Here is a 24889-nt window from a genome sequence, read left to right as displayed (position 1 = left end):
TGAAAGGAGAAAGCTCTAATGGATATTTATATAAATGGGAAGAAATGCAAAGCGGTTCAGGGGGAGACTATTCTTGAAGTTGCGGGAAAAAACGGTGTAAGAATCCCGACGCTTTGTTACCACAGCGACTTATGTCTTGCCGGCAATTGCAGAATTTGTGTTGTAGATGTGGATGGAGCAAGAACATTACAGACTGCCTGCACGGCTATGGCTTCAAACGGGATGAAAATCTGGACAAACACTCCCCGGGTGATTAAAGCCAGGAAAATGAACATACAGCTTCTTCTGGGCAGCCATTTCGGGGAATGTTATACCTGTCCCAGAAACAACAACTGCGAACTTTTGAAACTTGCCGAAGAATACGGCATTGAAGAATTACCCTTCCCTAAAAAAGGCAAAAGAACCGGAGCGCTTGAAATAACCCCTTCTATTACAAGAGACCCTGATAAATGCATTATGTGCGGAAGATGTGTCCGTACATGCGAAGAGCTGCAGGGTGTCCACGCGGTGAAACCGGTCGGCAGGAGCAGTGATATACACATAGGGACTTTCTTCGATCAGGGGCTTATGCACACTTCCTGCACTATGTGCGGACAGTGTATCAACCGCTGCCCCACCGGCGCGCTTTACGAAACATCATGCGTCCAGCCCGTATGGGACGCCCTGGCGGATCCGGATAAATATGTCGTAGTCCAGACAGCGCCCGCGGTAAGGGCTGCTCTCGGGGAAGAATTCGGGATGGAACCCGGATCAAGAGTCACAGGAAAAATGGTCGCCGGATTAAGAAGATTGGGTTTTAACAAGATTTTTGATACCCAGTTTACGGCGGATCTTACCATTATTGAAGAAGGGACGGAATTTCTTACAAGGCTTAAGAGGACGCTTGTAAACAAGGAAAAGGGATTGCTGCCCATGACCACAAGCTGTTCACCGGGATGGATTAAATATATAGAGCATTTTTATCCCGAGCTTTTGACGCATGTATCCACTTGTAAAAGTCCGCAGCAGATGTTCGGGCCGCTTGCCAAAACATATTTTGCGGAAAAAGAAGGTATAAATCCCGCCAAAATGATAACAGTTTCCATAATGCCCTGTGTTGCCAAAAAGTATGAAGCGGAGAGGCCTGAGATGAATGCCAGCGGGTACAAGGACGTGGATTATGTCCTTACCACGCGCGAGCTTGCGAAAATGATGAAAATGGCCGGCCTTGACCTGAAAGATATGCCCGTTGAGGAATATGATAATCCTTTCGGTATATCTACCGGAGCCGCCGTAATTTTCGGGGCTACGGGAGGTGTTATGGAAGCGGCATTGAGGACTGTATATGAAATAGTGACCGGCAGGGAAATTCCGTTTAAGAATCTGGATATTACCCCTGTCCGGGGAATGGAAGATGTGAAAGAGGCGGAAGTAACTATAGAAGGCGTAAAGGAAGAGTATAAGTTTCTCGAAGGAGCAAAAGTCAAGGTTGCGGTTGCTCATTCATTAAGCGCCGCGAAGAAAGTGATGGATAAGGTGAGAAGCGGCGAAGCCGAGTATCATTTTATTGAGATTATGGCGTGTCCTGGAGGTTGCCTGGGCGGTGGAGGCCAGCCTATCCCCACAAGCCCCGAAATCAGAAAAGCCCGCGCCAGGGCGATTTATGAAGAAGATGAATCCATGACCATAAGAAAATCCCATGAGAACCCGGCGATAAAAAAACTTTATGAGGATTTTCTGGAAAAGCCGAACAGCCATAAGGCTCATGAACTTCTGCATACGCATTATCTAAAGAGAAAAAGATTTGATAAAGTGAAATAATACAATCTGCAGGCAGCCGGACCGTTTCCCGAATACGGATGCGGTTCACTCTGTTCACTTCGGGAAAACGCAGGCCTTCCTAAAACTTGTGGGAAAATCTTTTGATTTATGGTATTGATATATATGTTATGGAAGGGGGGAATGGTTTATGGATAAGACGTTATTGATAGTGCTGATTGATAAGAGGAAAGAATCCGCCGTTACGGCTCAGAAAATCCTTACCGAGTGGGGCTGCATGATAAAAACAAGGCTCGGGATACATGATGGGCTGCTTGATGATTGTTCAAACAGCGGTTTGATTATTCTGGAACTTGTAGGCCAGAAACAGAAAAAGGATGAACTTGCCAGGAAACTCAATCTTCTGGAAGGAGTTCAGGCAAAGATGGTTGAGTTGAGCCTGAAAGACAAGTAGATATATGAGTTTTGCGAAGAACCATATAAGTTTATTTGCGGTTGTTTTTTGCGCTGTTTTTTCCGCGGCGCACGCGGAGGAACAGATCCCGAATGAACCTGATATTGATGTCGGAGCCGCAGAACCTCTGATAATGTCACAAACCGCGAATATCGATTATGAACTTATTGCCATCCCTCAGGGCGACATAACTGAAACAGAATACATACTGCTTCTGACAAAAATCAGGGAAATTTCCGATAATATTCCGCGTGACAAGATATTAATGCAGAATGGAATAACCATGGAAGGCAGGATACTTGAAGAGAATAAAGAGTATCTGAAGATATCTGTTAATTCAAACCTTATGAGAATTTTTAAGGACAGGATAAAAGAGATAATTCCGATGCCTGAAGAGGACAAGGAAAAACTTATATATCTTTATAACAAGAAAGCGGAACTGGTAAACAGGTTTGATAAACAACAGCAGGCGAAAGGCCTGGTGAAGCTTAAAGGGAGATGGATAACCAGGGAAGAGAAAAAGGAAAAAGAAATTGAAACTATAAGAAGAAAAGCGGAATTAAAAGCAGAGAGAGCAAAAAAGATTAAGGATACAAACAGGCGGTTGACAGCGGAAGAAAGCAGTGACTATCTGTCGGACATCCTTGATGAGCTTATATGGGACGACCCTGAAAATCCACCCTTCAGAAACGCGAAAGACGCTGAAGCTGTGGGTAATAAACTGCTTGAAATAAGCAAAAGAGTAAGCAGAGGTTATTATTCATGTATGAAACTGTATTTTAAAGCCATAGACTTTTATATAAAAGCAAAAAACTCTCCTACAGCCAGCACACAAAAAAGATATCTTAAAGAAGCGAACAAAATCTGGCAATCAGCGGAAACCGACAGAAGAAATGTTGATGAGACCATCAGCGCGTCAGAAAATTAAGCCCCGTCCGGAAAAATATTCGAGCATTTTAGGTTTTCCTGTGTCTAACCCTGATATATATCCATATCCGTATTAATTATGAAAAAACAGACTAAATACGCAAAAAAACATATATTATTGCGTCTTGCGGTATATTTCCTCGTGATTTTCTGCCTGACATCCGGTGTTCTGTATATATATTTTACCGATATATTCAGGAATTTCGTTGTTTCCAGGATATATGACAAAACAAGCCTCGATATAAGATTTGATGATTTTAAATTGGGAATCATTACAGGGGAAATAGAGATCGAGAATATAAGCCTGACAGATGTGAATTCCGGCAGGGACCCTTTTTTTACGGCGGACAGCATCAAAGCCGGATTGAACCTTCGGGCTTTGATGTCGGGACATTTATGGATTAATCATGCGATTGTGAAGAAACCTGTTTTAAATGTCGAAAGAAACAGGGAAAAAGAGATAAATATTGTTGAGATTAAGAAAAGACTGAGTTCTTATACAGGTGAAGAATCCGGGAAAATAAATCTCCGGGGCCTGCAGATCGGGACGCTGAAGATTTATGAAGGGATTGTCCGGTTTAAGGACGATTTTCCCGAAAAACAATTCAGCATGGACCTGAAAGACATTAATCTCGTTCTGGAAAAGTTTTATTTACCGCCTCCCGCGGAAGATAAATACGCTGAATTGACCCTTGATGCAGGTATAGGGGATATGGAAAGGTCAAAAATACACATATGCGGGAAATTCGATCCCGCGGCTATCGTAAAAGATTTTGAGATTGATATACATCTGGACAATGTTGTGCTTAACCGGTTCAGCCCTTATTATAATCCGGCTTCACCTATAATTATAGATAGCGGAGAAATATCCGTTTTTTGCAGGGGCGCGTGCCGGGACGAGGAACTTGTAGGCGGCGGTTATATAGAATTGAAAGAAGTTGCCGTGAGGGTAAAAGAAGGTCTTATTTCGCAACAGCTTTTTGGTGTTGCCGTGGAAAAAGTCGTGATGCACATATCGGAACATAATGACATGAAATTCCATTATACTCTAACGGGCAATATATCCGACCCGCAGGTCAGGCTTGCTCCGGGCAGTGAAAAAGTGATAATAAATTCCATTCTCAATGCCCTTGATATTCCGCTTAAGGCTGCCGGCAGTATAAAAGAAGGCATTGATATTACCGGAGAGAACATCTCAAACGGCGTGAAAAAGATAAAAGATAAAATATCCGATACCGTAAACGGGGTTGTCGATTACATAAATCCCGGCCAGAAATAGGTGTTTTTCACTTCATCTCTGTTTAACTTTGTTTTTTTTGACAACTGGCGGAAAAAAGTGTTATTATTTGAGGTCTTATAGGTGTTATAATTATCATGTAATTTCCATTAAGGAGTATTTATATGGCAAAAGTTGTTCTTAAGGATGTGAAGAAAGTGTATCCCGGCGGGGTCGTTGCCGTTCAGAGCGCCAATCTGGACATTTCGGATAAAGAGTTTCTTGTGCTGGTCGGGCCCTCGGGTTGCGGTAAATCCACAACCTTGAGAATGGTGGCGGGCCTTGAGGAAATAACATCGGGGTCTGTTACGATAGACGGGAAGGTTATAAATGATATTCCTCCCAAGGACAGGGATATTGCGATGGTGTTTCAGAATTATGCCCTTTATCCCCACATGACGGTTTATAAGAATATGGCTTTTGGCCTGAAGCTCAGGAAATATTCAAAGGAAGAAATAGATAAAAGGGTTAAAGAAGCGGCTGAAATACTGGGGATAACGGCTCTCCTCGACAGGAAACCCAAGGCCCTTTCGGGCGGACAGCGGCAGAGAGTGGCCGTCGGACGGGCAATAGTCAGAAAACCGAAAGCTTTTCTTTTCGATGAACCTCTTTCAAATCTTGACGCTAAGCTGAGAGTCCAGATGAGGACGGAAATATCAAAACTCCACACAAAACTTCAGTCCACAATGATCTACGTTACACATGACCAGACAGAAGCTATGACAATGGGGGATAGGATCGTTGTTATGAAAGACGGTTTTATACAACAGGTAGCCGACCCGTTGACTTTATATGAACATCCCGCGAATAAATTTGTCGCGGGTTTTATAGGAAGCCCTCCCATGAACTTTATGGGAGGCTCGGTTATAAGCGAGAAAGGCGGGCTTTTCTTCGATGAAGGAAACTTCAAGGTCAGAATTGTGAATGATATGATTCCCAAACTGGAGACATACATTGATAAAAAAATATATTTTGGAATAAGGCCTGAGGACATTTTTGATAAGTTGTTTATGAGCAGCGCCGATCCTGAATCTACTATCACAGCAACCGTGGAAGTCATTGAGCCAATGGGCTCAGAGATATATCTTTATATGAATACCGGTACAAATCCATTTATAGCCAGAGTAGATTCGCATGAAAAAGCAGAGGTTAATCAAGACCTTGAACTGGTATTTGATATGAATCATGCCCACTTCTTCGATGTCGATACTGAAAAAACGATTGTGTAGCATACCACGGATTTTTGAAGAAGATAAATTGCGAGTGGTAGGGATACGCTCGCATTTTTTTTGAAGGGGTATTATGATTGGAATAAGGGAAAAACACCTTAAGATTCTTACCGTTGTTACCGCGGTCATACTGACATATATAATAATATCTCTGACCTATACTTACTCTTACCGGTACGAAATAAAAAAATTTGAATATTATTCGTTTTATGCGGTTGCGTTCTACACCCTGATAATAACATCAGCCTGGTTTCTGATGGGTAATATCGCAGGAAGCATAATCGCAGGCCTGTCTGTAATCGTTACCGTGTTTGTGGCGGCTGTATTCCAGAAATGGGAATTTTTATCCAACGGTTTCGCGTTTGCCGCGGTAAGCATGTCGCTGTATAGGTTCTGGAATAAGCAGAATAATGAAGTTTCGGATATAAAAATTAAATCCAACGATATCTCCGAATCGGCAAATACCCTGTTCAAAGACCTTCAAAAAGAAAGTTTGCTGGGAGAATCACTTGACAGAAAACTGCTCAGGATATCCAAACTGAGGGTTATTTCGAAAGATATAGGCATTTCCCTTACCAGAGAAGAACTTATCAAAAAAGTGATAAAAAACATGATTCAGATTATCCAGAAATCCGGGGTTTATCAGATTTATCTTTTAACCGAGGATATGAGGACCATGGAACTCCGGGGTTTGAACGCGTACAGGGTGAAGAGCGATGATTTTACGTACTTCGAGAAGGATGATTTAAACCAATGGATATTCAGGAACAGACAGCCTGTGCATATATCGGATCTGAATAAAGATTTCAGATTCGGCAGAAAATACAGCAGTATGGCGAAGAGCATAATTGCCTCGCCTTTAATCAGTGACAATAAAATTATGGGAATACTCAAGATAAACAATGAGGAACCCGGACTTTATTCCGTTGATGACCTGAGGATTCTTTCAATTATCGCGAATCTTTCGGCATTGGCTTTTTCAAATTCCCAGCTTTATGAAACAACCAGGCTGCTTGCCATAAAAGACGGGTTAACAGGCTTGTTTACGGCGGGTTATTTCAGGCAGAAGATAACCGAGTATGTAAAGCAGGGAACGGAAAAGCCGCTGTCATTGATAATGATGGACATAGATGATTTTAAAAAGTTGAATGATAAATACGGGCATGTTGTGGGAGATATAGTGCTCAGGAAGACTGCGGGGGAAATTCAGGCGATTATAGGGCAGAAAGGTATAGTGGCAAGATACGGAGGAGAAGAGTTTGCGTGTATATTGCCTGAGATATCTTCCGGGACAGCTTTTGAATTTGCTGAGAAAATATGCGGAAGTATCGCTTCTTCCGAAGAGACCATAAGAGAAGACAGGATAAGGGTTACGGTAAGCGCGGGTGTCGCTTTTATGGATTCCGCATTTAAGAAGGCCGAAGATTTAATTGAGGCGGCGGACAGTTCCCTGTATGCGGCTAAAGGGCAGGGAAAGAACAGGGCGGTGTTATGGCAGAAGGGCTGATAATAAACCTGAATTTATTTTTTGCTTTACCGTTTTATACCGCGCTGATTATTATAATCGGCCTGTTTTTCAGCTACAGGGTCGCCTGTCTTATTTCTTTTGCCGGCTTGGCTCATATCGTGATTTTTCTTGTATACAAGATGCTTGAAAAAGACGGTATTTTCTTATATGAATCCCCGTGGCTTATAGGATTGAGCCTCTGTTATATGGTTATTTATATTACAGTTATATTTTTTTACAGGAACAAACAGGTTCTCAGAGTTGAAGAAGCGTTTTGCAACTACAGAAGAGCAAGAGACAGATATGATAATGTTTCTGAAAAACACCGTGCGGTAAAAGCGGAGAATGAAGAAAAAAGGAAAGAGGTTAATGAAGTAGAGAAATTATATAAAGGCCTTACTTCCATGAGTTCAAACCTGGATATGGCACAAACCCTGAGCGAATGCGCCTGCTGTATAAGGGAACTTTCGAACTTCAAATGGGGCAAGATGATTATATTCAGGCTTTCAATTGAATCGGGGGATAAAAGCCCCGATATTGTAGACCTTAAAACATGCAATATATCAGATAAAGATTTTAATAAGGAGGAAAAAGAGGTCTTTGATTCCGTAATGCGGCACAGGGAAGTTATTTATAAAGATGCGTCCGGAAAACTTAGAATCGGAGAATCAAACGAATCTTTATCCCCGTATGATATTATTGCGATTCCCATGAAAACAGAAGACGAAGTGCTCGGCGTCCTTATTTTTGGCGGCGTGTCTTTCGATGAACTTGAAAATGTGAGGATTCTTATTGCCGACGCGGCTTTGGAAATCAAGAAGACCTCTTTTTATGAAAAGATCAGGGAATTATCGATTATAGATGAATTAACGGGGTTATATCTCAGGCGTTATTTTATGAAAAGGTTTGACAGCGAAATTGAACGGGCGCTGAAAATAAAAAGCCCGTTTTCTTTTCTTATGATAGACATAGACCATTTCAAAAAATATAACGATACGTACGGGCATTTGGTCGGGGACATCATACTTAAAGAACTTGCGTTTGTCCTGAAAGACCGGGCCAGGCAGGGAGATCTTGTCGGCCGTTACGGCGGGGAAGAATTCTGTATGGCCCTTCCGAATACATCCAAAGATAATGCGTTTAAGGTTGCGGAAAGACTGCGGATAAAAGTGATGAAGCATGATTTCATCGTTCAGGAAGAAAAAATGGACCTGACGGTCAGCATAGGGATTTCAAACTTTCCCGAGGATTGTGATAACCCTTCCCGTCTTATAGAACTGGCCGACAATGCCCTTTATACGGCTAAAGAAGAGGGAAGAAACCAGGTATGTTGCCTGTAAAATGTGTAATTATATTTTGAACGATTTTTTGCCGTAAGGCGTCCATAAATATGAAAGCAAAAAATGAATTTGATATTATAGAGAAAGCGTCTGTCGGTGACGAATCCGCGTTTGAACAGATAATCCGCAGCCATCAGGAGAATGTATATTTTCTTGCCTATAGGATGACGGGGTCTCACCAGGACGCGGATGATATAGCGCAGGAGGTTTTTATAAGTGTTTATAAAAATATCGGTAAATTCAGAAAGGAAGCCGGACTTGGGACATGGATTCACCGTATTGCTGTTAACAAGGCTATAAACAGGCTTCGCAGGCGTAAGATCAGGAAGGAAACAAGCCTGGATGAAATGGAAAATTTTGGCGGCCGGGCAAGCCAAAAATCAGGTTTGCCTGATGTGTCGGATCCCAAGGAGTTACTGAATATTAAAGATAAGAAAATGATAATTGACGCCGCTTTAAAAAAACTGCCGGCAAAACACAGTTCCGTGATTGTTATGTTTGACCTTCAGGAGATGTCACATTCTGAGATTGCGAAGATTTTGAAAATTTCCGAAGGCACTGTGAGATCGAGGCTTCATTACGCGAGAAAGAAGCTTTATGATTGTTTGAAACCGCTGGCTTCCGAAATAAAAGGATGATGGTTATGTGCGACAAAGAGAAACTTGTTGATTTGGCCTGGGGTGAGATTGAGAAAAAAGAGTCTGAAAAGCTTTTTGAACATTTGAATTCCTGCGCCGGTTGCAGAGCCGAATACGAAAAAATAATGGCGGTGAGAGAAATTTTTCTGGAACGCAGGAAAACAGATGCTCCCGCAGGCTATTTTGAAAGCCTGCCCGGAAGGATTACCGGGAGAATAAAAAACGGGGAAAAAGCCGCCGGAACCGGAAGGCCCGGCAGAACAGGAAATATCTTTTTTCTGAAAGCGGAACGTATAGCCGTTGTTGCCGCGGCTGCCTGTATCTTTATTATTGCCGGTTATTATTTTGTCCATAATGAAAAAACATTAGAGAGGGAAACTTCCGCGGATAAGCCTGACATATCCGAACCGGCAAAAAGGGAAGAGTTTGCCGGCCTCGGCGCGGAGAACGAAAAATTTGATTTTTCTCCCGTTGGAAAACCGCAGATTCGGTCCGGTTTTTACACCCGTCCTGAAACCACAAAACTGCTAAAAGCGGATATTGAGTCAAAACCTCTGCTTGAGCGGAAAGACGGATTACGGAAGGCCCGCGGGAAAAACGCCCCGGTTTTCATGAACCTTCCCGAACTGGGAATGCGGATACAGGAAATTGACGGATATAAAGAAGGGCCCGGTTTTCTGATAGTGGAAGACATAGATGAAACTTCGAAAGGATACAATAAGGGGATAAGAAGAGGAGATAAGATAATAAAATTGCAGGGCAATGAAGTCAATAACATCGGGGATGCCAGGACTGTTTATGACGGGATTGACAGCGGTGTTTATGAAATAGAGACTGACAGAGGAAATTATATTATCCGGAACTGAGATTTTTGAAATCAGAGATTTGAAAGGAGTTCCATATGAGCGGGGATATTACCGTCCTTACCAAAAAAATTGAACAGGAATTTTCTTTTATCAAAGATTTACTTGATGAAATGGCAAAAGTTATGGTTGGCCAGAAATACCTGATAGAACGTTTGATTATAGGACTGCTTGGCAACGGGCATGTTCTTCTTGAGGGTGTGCCGGGGCTTGCCAAAACGCTTTCCGTCAAGACGCTTGCGTCGTGTATAAATGCCAAATTCCAGCGCATACAGTTTACACCCGATCTTCTGCCTGCGGATATTGTCGGAACGTTGATATACAATCCCAAAGAAGGCACATTCAGCGTTAAAAAAGGCCCGATTTTTGCCAATTTTATTCTGGCTGATGAAATTAACAGGGCTCCGGCTAAAGTTCAAAGCGCGTTACTGGAAGCTATGCAGGAGCGGCAGGTTACAATCGGAGAAGAAACCTTTAAACTTACGGATCCTTTTCTTGTGCTTGCCACCCAGAATCCCATTGAACAGGAGGGCACATATCCTCTGCCTGAAGCGCAGGTGGACAGGTTTATGTTGAAAGCCAAAATAACCTATCCTTTCAGGGACGAAGAGAAAAAAATAATTGAGAGGATGGCTTTTACGGGCGGTAATATACAGGTTAATTCCGTGATTAACCCGGAAGATATAATCAGAGCCAGAGCTCTTGTAGACCAGATTTATATTGACGATAAGATTAAGGATTACATACTTGATGTCGTGTTTGCCACAAGGGAACCGGATAAATTCAATATAGATTTGAGGGATTTTATCGAATATGGCGCGTCCCCCAGGGCCAGTATTTATCTTACCATAGCTTCCAAAGCCTATGCGTTTCTGCAGGGAAGGGGTTATGTAACGCCTCAGGATGTAAAATCCATCGGGATGGATGTTCTTCGCCACAGGATAATCGTTACTTACGAGGCGGAAGCTGAAGACATTGATTCCGAGACAATTATTCAAAAGATTTTTGATACCATTGAAGTCCCGTAGGGACGGGGGGCATGAATCAAACGGGAGATGAAAGACGCGGGGATGAAGAAGACACAGCTTAAAAAAGAAATATTTAAGAAAGTCCGGCAGATACAGATATATACGACTAAAATGGTCGATGAGGTATTATCCGGCGCGTACAAAAGTGTTTTCAAAGGGAAGGGAATCGAATTTGAAGAAGTAAGGGAATATGTTCCCGGAGATGATGTCAGGGGAATAGACTGGAACGTTACCGCCCGGATGGGTTCCCCTTTTATAAAGCTGTATGTTGAGGAAAGAGAATTAACGGTCATGCTTCTGGTTGATATGAGCCGTTCAAACAAGTTCGGCACCCGTGTACAGATGAAAAACGAACTTGCGGCCCAGCTTGCCGCCGCGCTGGCTTTTTCGGCAATAAAAAATAACGATAAGGTAGGCTTGTTGATATTTACCGATAAAATAGAAAAATATATTCCGCCTAAAAAAGGGAAAAAACATGTTCTGAGGGTTATACGGGAAATTTTATTCTTTAAGCCTTCAGGCAGGAAAACAGACCTTGCTTTAGCGATAAACTTTGCAAATAAGGTTTTAATAAAGAGGAGCGTAATGTTTGTGATATCGGATTTCTATGATGCCGGCTATTTAAAACCCATGATGATATCTTCAAAGAAACATGATGTGATCGCGGTCCATGTGCGGGATTATCTTGAGAAATCCATTCCGGGGGCGGGCATAGTCCAGTTTGAAGATGCCGAGACAGGGGAAATCGTCCTGGTTGACACAAACGATCAGGGATTCCGCAGAAGATATGAAGAGGCAACAACATCCGAAGACAGGGATCTTTACAGAAAAATACGCTCCATGAACATAGATATCATTCCCGTCGAAACAGGAAAATCGGTATTGGATCCCGTTGAGAAATTTTTCAGAGGCCGCGCAAGAAGAAGTATGGTGAGATGAAAAAAACAAATTTTCCCGTGTATATCTTATTGTTTATAATTTTCTTTGTTTTTGCCTCCGGGTCTAAAGCGGCGGATATGCAGACTTCAGCGAATGCTTTTGTGGATAAATCATATGTTAAGATCGGGCAACCTGTGAAATATACGGTACGTTCGATATACCCTTACGGCTCTTCGGCGGAGTTTCCCGAATTCCTGAATAAGATAGGAGATCTTGAGATAGTAGCCGTTAAGCATAAGTCGGAAAAGATGAAAACGGCGGATTTTATACAGGATGAATATGAGTATGTTTTAAGCGGATACAATATAGGAGGCTATATACTGGACCCCGCGGAGGTAAAAATTATATTTCCCGGAGGAGGCCAGAAGATTTATAAGACTGAGGAAATATATGTTGAAGTCAAAAGCGTCCTCGATGAACAACCCGGCGACATAAAAGACATAAAAGGTGTTTTTGCCGCTCCGTCATTTGCCGTTTATTTGCTCATCATTGCGATTATTGTTGTTTTTATGTTTTCAGCTTTTATTTTACTGATGAAATCCGGGAAAAAGCGCTTTTCCCTGTTCCGGGAAACGTATTTATCTCCTCATGAAAGGGCATTTAACGCTTTTAGCGATCTCAAGGAAAGCGATTTAATAAATAAGGGTCTGATAAAAATGTTTTATTTCCGGCTGTCAGCGATAATAAGGCGTTATATTGAAGACCGTTTCGGGCTGCGCGCCCCTGAAAGAACAACCGAGGAATTCCTGCAGGAGATTTCGGATTCAGATGATTTCAATGATGAAAGAAAGGAGTTCCTCAAAAGATTTTTAAGACAGTGCGACAAAGTTAAATTCGCCAACTATATGCCGTCAGGGGAAGACATGATCGCTTCTTTTGAGGATTCGGTGCGTTTTGTTGACGGCACAAAGCAATCGGAAAATGCCGAAATAAGGAAGTAAAAAGCCGGTTTTTATGATTGAATTTGAAAACGTTAATTTTTTATATTTTTTGCTGCTGGTCCCTTTACTCGGTTTTTACTGGAGCAGGAAGAGATCCGGGGGCGGGATTGTCTTTTCATCTGTCGAAAACATAAGAAAAGCGATGGGTGTTGCGAAAGCAAAGGGGAAATTCATCCTCAATATTTTAAGGATGCTTTCGCTTGCGGCGTTTATAATCGCTCTTGCAAGGCCGAGATCGGTTATTGAAGAAACGAAAATCCCGGTGGAAACCATAGATGTGCTTATTGTCCTGGATATATCGACCAGCATGACGCTGCCTGATCTTGAGGAAAACAATACTTATGTATCCAGGATGGATGTCGCAAAAAAGGTTTTATCGGAGTTTATCGGCAACAGAAGCGCGGACAGGATGGGACTTGTAATTTTCTCCAGATATGCTTTTTCCGTTTGTCCTTCCACTCTTGACCATACCTATCTTCTTGAAAGAATCAGGGCCGTTCAGCCGGGTATGATAGAAGACGGGACGGCGATAGGAAGCGCGATAGGCACCGCGGTTAATAAACTTAAAAAATCCGACGCTAAAAGCAAGTTGATAATACTCATTACCGATGGCGCAAACAATATATTCACCATAGATCCGCTTGATGCGGCTAATATAGCCCGGAAATACGGTGTTAAGGTATACACAATCGGTGTGGGCAGCAAGGGAGACAAGGCAATTCCCGTCGGCAGAGACTTGTTCGGGGAGGTTGTTTACTCGAAAGTCGCGGCAGAGCTTGATGATGAATTGCTTAATAAAATTTCCGAAAAGACCGGGGGCTTGTATTTCCGCGCGACCGACGCAAATTCACTGAAAGGCATATTTGAAAAAATAGATGAGCTTGAACGGTCGGAAATAAAACAAAAATTTTACATGCAGTATAAAGAATTTTACCCGTATTGCCTGATTGCGGGATTAGCGATTTTATTTCTATATTTAATCTTCGTAAATACTGTTTTCAGGAAATTGCCGTGAAATTTGCAGAATACGAATATCTCTGGTTTATGATTCCCGTTGGCCTGATGATAATTCTATTGATCAGGTTTTATACAGGGAAGCGCAACCGGGTTAAAGTTCTCGGAGATGACAGGCTGATTAAGAAGCTTTCTTCAACGGCCAGCCCGTTTCTGGGCAAGATCAGGATACTGATACTGTCGCTTGCGATGGTATTAATGGTATTTGCGATGGCCGGCCCCCAGTGGGGATATAAGATTGAGGAAACAAAAACAAGAGGGGTTGATATAATGGTGCTTCTCGATGTGTCGAGAAGTATGCTGGCGGAAGATATAAAACCCAACAGACTTGATTGGGCAAAAACCGAAATCCGCAGGCTTATCAGCCTGCTGAAAGGCGACAGGGTGGGGCTGGTGATTTTTTCCGGTTCAAGTATATTGCAATGCCCTTTGACGGCGGATTATGCCGTATTTGACCTTTTCCTTCAGGATGTTAATACCGATATGGTATCACATGGCGGCACCGACCTCGGAAAGGCCATAAACACCGCGACAAGATCATTTGAGGGGTCTGAATCGAAATATCATGTGATTTTTCTTATAACCGACGGGGAAGACCATGGCAAACATACGGAAGCCGCGGTGAAAGCTTTGAAAAATTCCGGTATAAGCCTCTATATGATGGGTGTAGGGACATTGGGAGGCGGGTTAATACCCGTAATAAAAGATGACGGGACAAAAGGTTTCTTAAAAGACAGAGAGGGTAATTTTGTAAACACAAAGCTTGAGAAAGATACCTTTGCCAAAATCGCGGCAATTACGGGCTCGGGGGCATATGTCAAGGCTGTGCCGGGTGATGAAGACCTGAAAGAAATATACAGGAACGGCATAGCAAAACTTGAGGAACGTGAAATTAAATCTTCAACCGCCAAGAAATATGAGAACAGGTATCAAATCGTCCTTTTTGCCGCGCTTATTCTTTTTATCCTGGAGTCACTGATAGAAGAAAGGAAAAAAGAGGTTGAGTATTAGAAAATTTTTAATCCTGTTTATTTTGTCGCTTGTGCTTATGCTTGCCCTGATTATTTTTGCGATGAGCACGCACAGGATATCTCCCCTGGAGTCAATTGCTCTCGGCAGAGCGGAAAAATATTTTAATAAGGGCAGGTTCGATGAAGCTTATGGTATATACGGAAACGTAAAAGCGGGGAATCCGGATATACCGGAAATAGATTATAATTTTGCCGATTCGGCTTATAAAGTCGGCAAATATGACGAAGCGGAAGATAATTACTTAAAGACAATCGAACCGTGGGAAGAAAGAGATGATTTGTTGTTTAACGTTTTGTTCAATATGGGGAATGTCAAATACAGGCAGGGGAAATTGAAGGAAGCGCTTGATTTTTATAAAAAGGCCGTTAATATTGACAATGAAAATGAATCCGCCAAATATAATTATGAATACACGAAAAACAAGATAAAAGAATTAGAGGAAAGCCAGGAACAGAGGCGGCAGGAACAGGATAAAGAAAAAGATTCCCCGTCTGAAACCGCGGGCATGGGCCGGGCGGAAAATGTTTCGGAGAGCAAAGAAGATTCGGAAGGTGAAGATACCGAAGAATCGAAAAAACCCGGGAAGGGCAAAGAAGAATCTGAGGAAGAAGAAGACCAGTCAAAGGATAAAGGCAAAGGAGATGGAGACCAGGGTGAAGGCGACGGAGGGAAAGGCGACGGAAATAATAATAAAGGAATCGGGCAAAGCGGCAAACTGGACGATTTGAATAAAAAAGACAGCGGGAAAAAAGCTCCCGATCAGGGCGGTCCCGGTGAAGATGAAGAAAGAAAAGCGCCGGGCGGGCCCGGAGATAAAGAGGCGCCTGCGCCGGAAAGTGAATTTCCCAACAGTGAGTTCCCCCGGGAGGAGCGTCCCGGAGATGAAGAAGCGGGCAGGGAAGAGACCGCTCCCGAAGGCGGAAAGGAAACACCCGCGGAAGTTCCTGTGAGTGTGCCCGATGAAGTCTTGCCCGGGGAAGAATCTCCTGAAGAGGGAACAGAAGGGGTGATTATGGAAGTTATCCCCGAAGGGAAAGAACCTGTTGATGAGAAGGAGGCTGTTATACTGGGGATATCGGAGGATGAAGAGAAAGAGGCAAGAAAAGGATATTTCAGGGAGAGAACAATTATACCTGTTGAAGATTTGGAAAAGGACTGGTAAATGAAGAGACTCTTTTTAGTTATATTACTGTTGTTTGTTTCGGGGAGTGTTTTCGGGCTTCAGATGACCTCAAAGGTGAATTCAGATGAGGTGGTTTTGGGAGAGCCCGTTTATTTTACGGTGATTTTAGAGGGCAATATAGAAACGGATCCCGTACTGCCGGATTTCAGCGGATTTTATTTAAGGGGCAGGAGCATTGCGACAAAACTTTCGATGGGGACCGGGAAGAAGAACATTTTTGTTAAGGAATATATGTATACGCTTGTTCCCGAGAGAGAAGGGGAACTGGTAATCGGGGCCGCGACTGCGAAGATTGATGGCAGGGAAATACAAACCGACCCGATTAAAATAACAGTTAAAAAAGGCCCGGCTTCACCGCCGGCCAATATAATACAGGGAAAGCCTTCCGGTGAAAAAGCAGCTAAAGCCCCCGAAACCGATGAACATGTATTTGTGCATGAATATCCGAGTAAAGAAGTCGCTTTTGCGGGAGAACAGATTGTATTGGTCACTAAATTTTATTATGACGGGAAACTTGCAATTGATAACTTGAGGACTGTTCCTCAGGCAAGCCCCGGTTTTGTTTCGGAAGTTTTTGCCGACAGGATTCAATACGATGAAAAAGTCGGGGATACGCTCTACAGGGTTTTTGAAATAAGAACGGCATATTTCCCGATGAATACAGGGATGCAGTTTATACAGGGCCCTAAATTCGAATTTAATGTTTATTACAGAAGAAAATGGATAGGTTATGAGACTGAAAAGGTAGTTTTGGGCGGGAAGAAAAATAAAATAGATATTAAACCGCTCCCGAAAAAGGGAAAACCCGATGATTTTACGGGGCAGATCGGAGAATATACCGTGCAGGCTTCGTTAAGCAAAAATACCGCGGCTGCCGGTGAACCGCTTACATTTAAATTTTCAGTTGCCGGGAACGGAAATATCGCCGGCATAAAAGCTCCTGTTTCGGAACTGGAAGGATTTAATATTGCTGGAATTGAGACCGAAATAAGTAATCTCAGCGCAAGCGACACACTTGAAAGACAAAAGGTATTCAGTTATATAGTTATTCCCCAGAAGCCCGGCGAGTTCGTGATTCCCGGGGTGAAGTTGAATTATTTTGAGCCGGTTGAAAATGAGTATAAGACCATTGCTACCCAACCGTTAAAATTAAAGGTTGAGGAGGGAAGGGACACGGGGCCTGTCCAGCTTGTTACCATAAGCGGCGGGCAGGGAGCCTTATCAGGCGATAAAGTTGTTAAAGAAAAATCGGATCTGCCTGTTTACCGCAAGAACGTAAAAGATGAAGAAAGTCCGGTATGCGCCGGCCCGAATAAGGCGGTAATATTTTTAATCTATTTTACGGGAATAGTTCTTTTTGCCGCCGCGTTCCTTCTTAACATTCACAGGGAAAAACTTAAAAACAATGAATTCTACGCGAGAAAAATGTTTTCCGGCAAAAAGGTGAAAGCCCTTTTCAGGCAGGCGAATGAGTTTGCGTTAAAAAACAGGGAAAAGGAATTTTCGACTTCTTTAAAAAATGCGATAAGAGAGTTTATCGGCGGGAAAATCCATATTCCGGCGCCTTCGGTTGATGCGGATATCATAAACCTGAAATTCAGGGACAGGATCGGACAAAATACGGTTGAAGAAGTAAAGAAGATATTCGACAGGTGTGATGAGATTACATTTACTTCATATAAACCCGATCGCGAAGAAATGCAGGATATAATCAAAAAAGCAAAGGTGATTATAAATGAGATTAACAGGCGTATTTAGTTTAATGACCTTGTTATGCGGTTTTTGTTTTTCCGGGGATAATATCATAAGCCGGGGAAATGATTTTTATGATAAAGGGGATTATGAGGAAGCAATTATCAAATATGAGGAGGCGGTAAAAGACAAATGTCCCGGAAATCCCGACATTTATTTTAATCTTGGCAATGCCTATTTCCGGGCGGACAATTTAGGCAGAGCGATCCTTAACTATAAGAGAGCTTTAAACATTAACCCGAGAGACCCGGAAGCAAAGGCAAACCTGGAATATGTCGCCAGGTTTAAAAAAGATAAAGTGATTCCGGCTAAAAAATCTTTTTTTGCGGGGATGTTTTCGGGCCCGGCGGAGTATTTTTCATTGAAAGAATTGGTTTATCTTTCCGCGGCTTTGTTTTTATCGTTTATGGTTCTGTTGTCAGTTTCGTTTTTTGTTTTTTCAAAGAGGATAATATACTATTTTGCGGCAGTCTGTTTTGCGTGCTGGCTGCTGTTGTCCGGCTCTCTGTTGTACAGGAAATGTTCTCTTGGGCAGGAACAGGCAATCGTGATGGTGAAAGAATCCGTTATCAGATACGGGCCCGGCGAAGATGAGACCGTTAAGATGAGAGTTCACGAAGGAACGGAAGTTTTTGTTGTTGAAAAAAGAGGAAAGTGGTTTTACGGAAAACTTATAGACGGTGAAGGCGGATGGATTTACGCGGGGGATGTGGAAATTATATGATAAAGGGGTAAATCATAGGGATCATTTTTTTTACAGTATTTGTGATTGGATTCATTTCCACCGGTTCTCAGATATTGTTTCTGAGAGAGGCCATGGTCCTTTTCGGCGGAAACGAATTGTCAGCCGGCGTCGTTCTTTCTTCCTGGCTCCTGTGGGTTTCCGGCGGGAGTTTCTTCGCTTCGGTGCTTAACCGGAAATCAAGGAATGCCTCTCCTTATTTTCTCCATGCGGTGATTGTTGTTTATTTGCTGTTGATTGTCGCGACTTTTTTCCTGATAAGGATCGCCGGAGCGTTTCTCGGCATGAAGCCGGGCGAAATTTTCGGGATATCTTCGGTCTGGCTTATTTCGTTTGTTATGCTTGCCCCGCTCTGTTTTTCTAACGGTATGATTTTTTCATTTTTCTGCAGCGCCGCCGGGAATATTGTCCGGTCATCTCAAAAAGCGGTTAATAAGGTTTATTTCGCCGAAGCGGCAGGCGCCTTATCAGGGGGGTTGGCGGTAAGCGTCTTCTTTATCAGGTTTTTGAATGTATTTGAATCGTCCGCGGTCTTTTTTTTACTGGCCGGATTTATTTTTTCCCTTAACTGCGTATCAAACAGAAAACAATGGTTGGCGCCTCTGGTAATGCTGCTTTTTTCATTTCTTATTTTTTTTAACGCGGGCCGTATTGACAGGATGTCGAAGGGTATACAGTGGAGGGGGTTTAATTTGATAAGCGACACCAACTCAATTTACGGCAATATTGTTGTAACGGAAGAAAACGGGCAGTTATCTCTTTTTGAAAACGGGGCCCTGGTCGCAAGCGTTCCGGACAGGATGTCCGCTGAATATTCAGCGCATATTCCTCTTCTCGAACACCGGCGCCCCCTGAGCGTATTGATGGTGGGAGGCGGATTAGGAGGGGGAATAGAAGAAGCGTTAAAGCATAAAAGTGTAGCAAAAATAGATTATCTTGAAATTGACCCCGCCCTTATCAAAGTCGCCGCAACATATCTGGGCGAAGATATGGGTGAAGCGGGCGGCGAAAGAGTGAATATAATAATTAGCGACCCCAGGAGATATATACGGACAAGCTCCGATTTGTATGACGTGATTATTATTAATGTTTCCGATCCCGCCAATTCAAAGGTAAACCGGCTTTTTACGGAGGAATTTTTTTCATTCGCCGGCAAAAGGTTGAATAAAGGGGGAATCTTTTCCTTTAATATCGCGGTGAGCGAAAATTATATCAACCCCGAGGCTCAATCGCTTATCGCGTGTTTATATAAAACGGCTGAGGAGGTATTTGCCGACGTAAAAATGATACCGGGAAGAAAACTGTTTTTCCTGTCTTCAAACAGCCGCGGCGCCCTTACGCAGGATACTTCAGTCATTGAGAAAAGAGTAAAAGAAAGAAACCTGGATTTAAAATATGTGAGAAAATATTACCTCTTTGATTCTTTGAGCGCCGGAAGGATAAGGTATTTCAACGAAAGTGTCAGGGAGAAGGGATCGATAAGGCTGAATACGGATTTTTCTCCTGTATGTTATTATTATGCTGAAATGTACTGGAGCACATTATTTTCTGATTCTTTCCGGAACATCCTCTCAAATGCCGGAAAAATAAGGGTATCATGGTTTCTTTCCATTCCGCTTATGATAATCATATTGAGGTTTTTTATCAGAGGAAGGTCGGGCTTTCCGCTGTGTTTTGCTGTTTTTACCTCGGGTTTTGCGGAAATAATATTTCAGATAGTGATAATTATAGCGTTTCAGGTTCTTTACGGTTATTTATATTACAGGATAGGTTTGCTTGTAACTTCTTTTATGGGGGGGCTGGCGCTCGGGGCATTCGCCGCAAGATTCATTTCAGATAACAGAAAAGCCAGGAAATATTTTTTTGCCGCGCAGGCGGTGATGTGCGTCTATCCTCTTATGCTCCCGCTGATTTTTATGCGGGCGGATTGTCCGGGAGGGAATATAACGGCTGTGTTATTTGAATTTATTATCTTCCCGCTGCTGCCCGCGGTCGCCGGTTTTGCGGGAGGAGTGCAATTTCCCCTGGCAAACAGGCTGTATCTGGATTTTAAAAAGTCGGTCGGGCAGGTTTCGGGGGAAACATATGGTTTTGATGTGCTGGGTTCTTTTTTCGGCGCGCTTGCGGCGAGCGCTATCCTTGTCCCTGTGCTGGGGATGGTCCAGGTCTGTGTAATCGCCGGATTGCTCAGCCTGTCGGCTCTTATAGGTATTTCCATATATGAGTTTTGATCAGGAAATCTCATATTCCGGGGAATCGGTTTTTATTTTTTTGAAGCCCGGGAAATCAATATTAAAACAGCGCGGGATAAAAATCTAATACTTGACAAAAGTTGTCGGGTTTTATACAATTTTTTTATGAAAATAAGTTCAAGGGTTGATTACGCGCTGTCGTGCGTGTTGAGAGTCGCCGACAAATACGGCAGCAGAGTGCCGGTAACGATAACGGAAATTTCCCGGAAAGAAAAAATAAAGACCGATTACGTCGGGCAAATCCTGATATTGCTTAAAAGATCCGGAGTGCTTAAAAGCATAAGAGGCAGGCGCGGAGGGTATTTGTTAAAGACCCGCCCCGAAAACATATCTGTTTTAACTATAATGAAAGCGATAGAACGGGAAGTGTTGAAGCCGGTTTGTTTCAGGGAAAAAGGAAGAAGGAAAAGATGTATACATTTCTCTGATTGCAGGATCCTGTCATTGTGGAACGGGTTGAAGAGTAATATGGAAAAATATCTTGATAACAGGAATCTCAAAGAGCTTCTTTTGCTTAGGAGAAAAGAGCGAAACTGGTAAACGGGGGTATCGGAAAGGATATGGAGATAAAATGAAAATAATTAAAAATGAGGAAGGGAAAATTGAAATTGCTGATTTTGATATTATCCAGGCTTATAAAATAGCCGTTAATCTTGAAAAGGAAGGAATAAAATTTTACGCCGGCATCTTAAACAGTTCTGACGATAACAAAATAACAGAGGAAATAAAACTGCTTCTTGAGCAGGAGAAAGAACATTTAAAATTTTTTGAAACAGAAATGGCAAAGGAATTAAAAACCCGCCGTGATAATTTTGAAGAAGACGATATTGTAAACTATATGGACAGCGGTATTTTTTCCGCTTACAATGCTTTAAAAGAAAGAAGCGATATATTGAAAAGCCCTTTTGAAGTTCTGGGATTCGGGCTGATGATTGAAAATGACTCAATAGCTTTCTACAGGACTTTGCGGGAAAACACCGATGACAGCGGATGCATAGCCGCGCTGGACAGGATTATTAACGAAGAAAACAAACACATAGAACGGATTGATAAACTGATAAGGTATATGAAAGAGAAAGGAGGAAAAGCATGAAAATAACCGTGAGATTCTGGCTAAGGCCTGCGGCTCATTGTAGCGAGGGCTGCGTTATTCAGTCCCGGGTATGACGCTAAACTGCCCGTTGAGTTTCATGATAAAAAGAAAGGCGCTCTTATATGGAACGCAGGACGGAAATTACAGTTAAAGGCAGACCCGCGGCGCTTGCCGGAGACAGGATCCGGGCCGGCCGGCCGGCTCCCGACTTTAAAGTGCTCGACGCGGATTTAAAGGAAGTCACGCTGGCCGAGTTTAAAAACAAGGTCAAACTTATAGCTTCGGTTCCTTCTCTCGATACCCCAATCTGCGACCTCCAGATAAGAAGATTTAATGATGAAGCTTCAAAGTTGTCCGGGAACCTGGATATAATCTTTATTTCCATGGACCTGCCTTTCGCCCAGAAAAGGTTTTGCCATGACAATAAGATAAAAGCCGTAAAAACATTTTCTGACCACAGGTATGCGGATTTCGGCGAAAAATACGGAGTTCTGATAAAAGAATTGCGCCTGCTGGCCAGGGCGATATTTGTCATAGACAGAAATAATATGGTAAAATACACTGAATATGTTAAGGAGTTGACCAGCCATCCCGATTATGAAGCGGCCTTAAACGCCTTAAAAGAAATTTTAAAATAGATATTATGGTCCGGCGATGAAATTGAAAAAAGAGATTATAAGTTTTCTGGGGAAACAGGGTTTTACGGTTGTTTCCACGATAGGGGCTGACGGGTATCCTCATAATTCCTGCAAGGGGATAGTCAGGATAGATGAAGAAAAAATATATCTGATAGACCTTTATACGGGTAAAACCCGCGCAAACCTTAAAGACAATCCCCATATAGCTATTACGGCTGTGGACGAACACAGTTTCAGGGGCTTCTGCATCAAAGGCAGGGCCAGGGAAATTAATGAGGATGAAATACCCCCGGATATGGCGGAAGACTGGAAGAAAAAAATTCACGGGAGGATAGTCACAAGAATCGTAAACAGCGTCAGGGGCCGGAAGGGGCACCCCAGCCATCCCGAAGCCCTGATGCCGGGACCGAAGTATATTATAGAGGTCGATGTGGAAAAGATAATCGATCTTGCTCCTGTAAAAAATAATCCGGAGGATTAAATGAGCGAGTCGTTTTCGGGCAGTGAAGTGGTTGAAATGGGCATACAGATAGAAAAGAACGGCTTCGATTTTTATAGCGACCTTGCCTCCGCAATAAGGGATGAGAAAGCAAAAAAAGTGTTCGAATATCTTGCTGTTGAGGAATCAAAGCATGTCAAGGTTTTCAGCAAGATACTTAATTCCGTCCAGGATTACGAGCCGGTCGAACTTTATCCTGAAGAATATTTTGCGTACCTGAAAAAAATCGCGGATCAAAGCGTCTTCACGAAAAAAGATAAAGGCCATGAGGTTGCGGCGGGAATAAAGGACAGCGAAGAAGCCGTTAAAATGGCCGTGTCTTTTGAAGAGGAATCGATCAGGTTTTTTGAGGAGGCCAAAAAAGCCGTGTCTGCGGAAGATGAGTTGCTGATAGATAAAATCATTTTACAGGAAGAAAACCATATAAAAAAGCTTAACGACCTGAAGAAGACCGTTTAAATTTATGTTTGCAAACTTTTATAATAATGTAATAGAGTTGTGGCTTGAAGTTTCCCCGTACCTGCTTCTGGGTATGTTTATTGCCGGTTTCCTGCATGTTTTTTTAGGAGCGGATTTCATTAAACGGCACCTCGGCAAACACAGTTTGCTTTCGATTGTAAAAGCCACTTTTTTCGGTGTCCCTCTGCCGGTTTGTTCCTGCGGCGTTATCCCCCTTGCAAATTCTCTGAAAAAAGACGGGGCAAATACGCCGAGTGTGCTGGCTTTTCTGGTTTCGACCCCGACTACGGGCGTAGATTCGATACTGGCCACATTTTCTTTAATGGGCCCGTTGTTTGCCGTGTTCAGGCCTTTGGCGGCTTTCCTGTCCGGGATAGCGGTTGGAGTAATAGATTTTTTATTCGGCAAAAAAGATAATGAACCGCCTGTGACCGAAAACAGCGGAAAATTAAAAACAAAAGTCAAAATCAGGCTGAAATTTAAAGAACTCATACACTATGCTTTCGCGGAAGTGCCTCAGGATATCGGGAAATGGCTGATTACAGGTACTGTTATAGGGGGGGCGATAGCCGCTTTTATCCCCGGAGATTTTTTTGCGGAATACCTTGTCTTTCCATGGGATTTTGTTGCGGCAATTGTTGTGGGTGTCCCGTTATATGTATGCGCCACCGGCTCTATTCCCATAGCGGCGGCGCTGATGATTAAGGGATTTTCCCCCGGCGCGGCGCTTATATTTTTAATAGTCGGGCCTGCGACAAATGCCATAACTTTATCTTTTGTCATGGCAAAGTTGGGAAAAAGGTCATTTTATATTTATTTAGTCAGTATTATATCCACCGCAGTGCTGCTCGGACTTATTTTTAATTATATATGGGCTTTTTTCGGCGAAGACCCGGATATGATAACGGGGCACGGCAAGATGCTGCCTGTTTGGGTCAAAGCTGTTTCGGCTGTGTTGCTGCTGGGGATGATTGCGCCGGGATTTTTTAAAAGAAGGTGTAAAATTAAAGATCCCGATATTGAAATCTCAGTTCCTGATATCCATTGCGGGAACTGCGGAAAAAAAATAGAAAAAGCCCTGTTTGGCATTAGCGGAGTAGAAGAGGTGTCGGTGGATATAGATTTAAAAACAGTGAGGATAAAAGGGAAGGTTTCGCCGGAGATTATTGAGGATACCATAAAAAAAGAAGGGTATCATCCCGAAAAAAAATCTTGACAAACCTTGAATAGCGGGTTATATTAACGCGTAATTTAAAAAAAACACAGGGCCTGTGTTTAAAAAGCGATGAAGCGTTCTTGGTAAAAGAGCGCTTTTTTTGTTTTCA

At 42.8% G+C, this 24889-nt stretch carries 24 protein-coding genes; all 24 read left to right on the top strand.

What is annotated here, in order from left to right; translation table 11 throughout:
- The first annotated feature begins 18 nt into the window (after window positions 1-18).
- The 24 genes from M0R36_03035 to M0R36_02920 all read left to right on the top strand — a co-directional run bounded on the left by M0R36_03035 (window position 19) and on the right by M0R36_02920 (window position 24780).
- On the top strand, window positions 19-1800 hold the full coding sequence (locus M0R36_03035) for an NADH-dependent [FeFe] hydrogenase, group A6 (protein ID MCK9554776.1): 1782 nt from the start codon (window positions 19-21) through the stop codon (window positions 1798-1800).
- 148 nt (window positions 1801-1948) lie between these two features.
- Window positions 1949-2212 carry a hypothetical protein gene (locus M0R36_03030; protein ID MCK9554775.1) on the top strand — a complete coding sequence of 88 codons (264 nt, stop codon included), beginning with the start codon at window positions 1949-1951 and terminating at the stop codon, window positions 2210-2212.
- Window positions 2213-2216: 4 nt separating this feature from the next.
- Window positions 2217-3140 carry a hypothetical protein gene (locus M0R36_03025; GenBank protein MCK9554774.1) on the top strand — a complete coding sequence of 308 codons (924 nt, stop codon included), beginning with the start codon at window positions 2217-2219 and terminating at the stop codon, window positions 3138-3140.
- Window positions 3141-3218: 78 nt separating this feature from the next.
- The gene (locus tag M0R36_03020; GenBank protein ID MCK9554773.1) at window positions 3219-4418 is read left to right on the top strand and encodes a DUF748 domain-containing protein; all 1200 of its coding nucleotides are present in this window, start codon (window positions 3219-3221) and stop codon (window positions 4416-4418) included.
- Window positions 4419-4540: 122 nt separating this feature from the next.
- A complete protein-coding gene (gene ugpC, locus M0R36_03015; GenBank protein MCK9554772.1) occupies window positions 4541-5644 on the top strand; it encodes a sn-glycerol-3-phosphate ABC transporter ATP-binding protein UgpC in 1104 nt (367 codons plus the stop codon).
- A gap of 73 nt (window positions 5645-5717) precedes the next feature.
- Window positions 5718-7151 (top strand): sensor domain-containing diguanylate cyclase, encoded by a 1434-nt coding sequence (locus M0R36_03010; GenBank protein ID MCK9554771.1) that lies wholly within the window; start codon window positions 5718-5720, stop codon window positions 7149-7151.
- The gene (locus M0R36_03005) at window positions 7136-8491 is read left to right on the top strand and encodes a GGDEF domain-containing protein (protein MCK9554770.1); all 1356 of its coding nucleotides are present in this window, start codon (window positions 7136-7138) and stop codon (window positions 8489-8491) included. Before M0R36_03010 ends, M0R36_03005 begins: the two co-directional genes overlap by 16 nt.
- Window positions 8492-8541: 50 nt before the next feature.
- Entirely contained in the window at window positions 8542-9129 is a 588-nt protein-coding gene (locus M0R36_03000) for a sigma-70 family RNA polymerase sigma factor (protein MCK9554769.1), read from the top strand.
- A 5-nt stretch (window positions 9130-9134) separates the two neighbouring features.
- Window positions 9135-9995, top strand: coding sequence for a hypothetical protein (locus tag M0R36_02995; protein MCK9554768.1), 861 nt, complete (start codon window positions 9135-9137; stop codon window positions 9993-9995).
- Between the two features lie 35 nt (window positions 9996-10030).
- Window positions 10031-11020 (top strand): AAA family ATPase, encoded by a 990-nt coding sequence (locus M0R36_02990; GenBank protein ID MCK9554767.1) that lies wholly within the window; start codon window positions 10031-10033, stop codon window positions 11018-11020.
- A 27-nt stretch (window positions 11021-11047) separates the two neighbouring features.
- Window positions 11048-11959, top strand: a complete 912-nt coding sequence (locus M0R36_02985) for a DUF58 domain-containing protein (GenBank protein MCK9554766.1) — start codon at window positions 11048-11050, stop codon at window positions 11957-11959.
- Window positions 11956-12900: a hypothetical protein gene (locus M0R36_02980; GenBank protein MCK9554765.1), complete on the top strand. Its 945-nt coding sequence runs from the start codon at window positions 11956-11958 to the stop codon at window positions 12898-12900. The genes M0R36_02985 and M0R36_02980 overlap by 4 nt, the downstream gene beginning before the upstream one ends.
- A gap of 13 nt (window positions 12901-12913) precedes the next feature.
- Complete coding sequence (locus tag M0R36_02975; GenBank protein ID MCK9554764.1) at window positions 12914-13915, top strand: VWA domain-containing protein; 1002 nt, start codon at window positions 12914-12916, stop codon at window positions 13913-13915.
- Entirely contained in the window at window positions 13912-14925 is a 1014-nt protein-coding gene (locus M0R36_02970; protein ID MCK9554763.1) for a VWA domain-containing protein, read from the top strand. The genes M0R36_02975 and M0R36_02970 overlap by 4 nt, the downstream gene beginning before the upstream one ends.
- Window positions 14915-16108 (top strand): tetratricopeptide repeat protein, encoded by a 1194-nt coding sequence (locus M0R36_02965; GenBank protein MCK9554762.1) that lies wholly within the window; start codon window positions 14915-14917, stop codon window positions 16106-16108. The genes M0R36_02970 and M0R36_02965 overlap by 11 nt, the downstream gene beginning before the upstream one ends.
- A complete protein-coding gene (locus M0R36_02960) occupies window positions 16109-17887 on the top strand; it encodes a BatD family protein (GenBank protein MCK9554761.1) in 1779 nt (592 codons plus the stop codon).
- Window positions 17865-18605: a tetratricopeptide repeat protein gene (locus tag M0R36_02955; protein ID MCK9554760.1), complete on the top strand. Its 741-nt coding sequence runs from the start codon at window positions 17865-17867 to the stop codon at window positions 18603-18605. Before M0R36_02960 ends, M0R36_02955 begins: the two co-directional genes overlap by 23 nt.
- 41 nt (window positions 18606-18646) lie before the next feature.
- Window positions 18647-20854, top strand: coding sequence for a fused MFS/spermidine synthase (locus M0R36_02950; GenBank protein ID MCK9554759.1), 2208 nt, complete (start codon window positions 18647-18649; stop codon window positions 20852-20854).
- Between the two features lie 126 nt (window positions 20855-20980).
- The gene (locus M0R36_02945; GenBank protein MCK9554758.1) at window positions 20981-21415 is read left to right on the top strand and encodes an Rrf2 family transcriptional regulator; all 435 of its coding nucleotides are present in this window, start codon (window positions 20981-20983) and stop codon (window positions 21413-21415) included.
- 31 nt (window positions 21416-21446) lie between these two features.
- Entirely contained in the window at window positions 21447-21968 is a 522-nt protein-coding gene (locus M0R36_02940; GenBank protein ID MCK9554757.1) for a ferritin family protein, read from the top strand.
- A 122-nt stretch (window positions 21969-22090) separates the two neighbouring features.
- Window positions 22091-22606 carry a thiol peroxidase gene (gene tpx / locus M0R36_02935; GenBank protein ID MCK9554756.1) on the top strand — a complete coding sequence of 172 codons (516 nt, stop codon included), beginning with the start codon at window positions 22091-22093 and terminating at the stop codon, window positions 22604-22606.
- A gap of 22 nt (window positions 22607-22628) precedes the next feature.
- Window positions 22629-23087 (top strand): pyridoxamine 5'-phosphate oxidase family protein, encoded by a 459-nt coding sequence (locus M0R36_02930; protein ID MCK9554755.1) that lies wholly within the window; start codon window positions 22629-22631, stop codon window positions 23085-23087.
- On the top strand, window positions 23088-23564 hold the full coding sequence (locus tag M0R36_02925; protein MCK9554754.1) for a ferritin family protein: 477 nt from the start codon (window positions 23088-23090) through the stop codon (window positions 23562-23564).
- A gap of 4 nt (window positions 23565-23568) precedes the next feature.
- Window positions 23569-24780, top strand: a complete 1212-nt coding sequence (locus tag M0R36_02920) for a permease (GenBank protein ID MCK9554753.1) — start codon at window positions 23569-23571, stop codon at window positions 24778-24780.
- The last annotated feature ends 109 nt before the right edge of the window (window positions 24781-24889 follow it).

It is taken from the genome of bacterium (assembly GCA_023228325.1).
Lineage (GTDB): Bacteria > Auribacterota > UBA6266 > UBA6266 > UBA6266 > UBA6266.
This window is presented reverse-complemented; position numbering and strand designations above follow the sequence as displayed.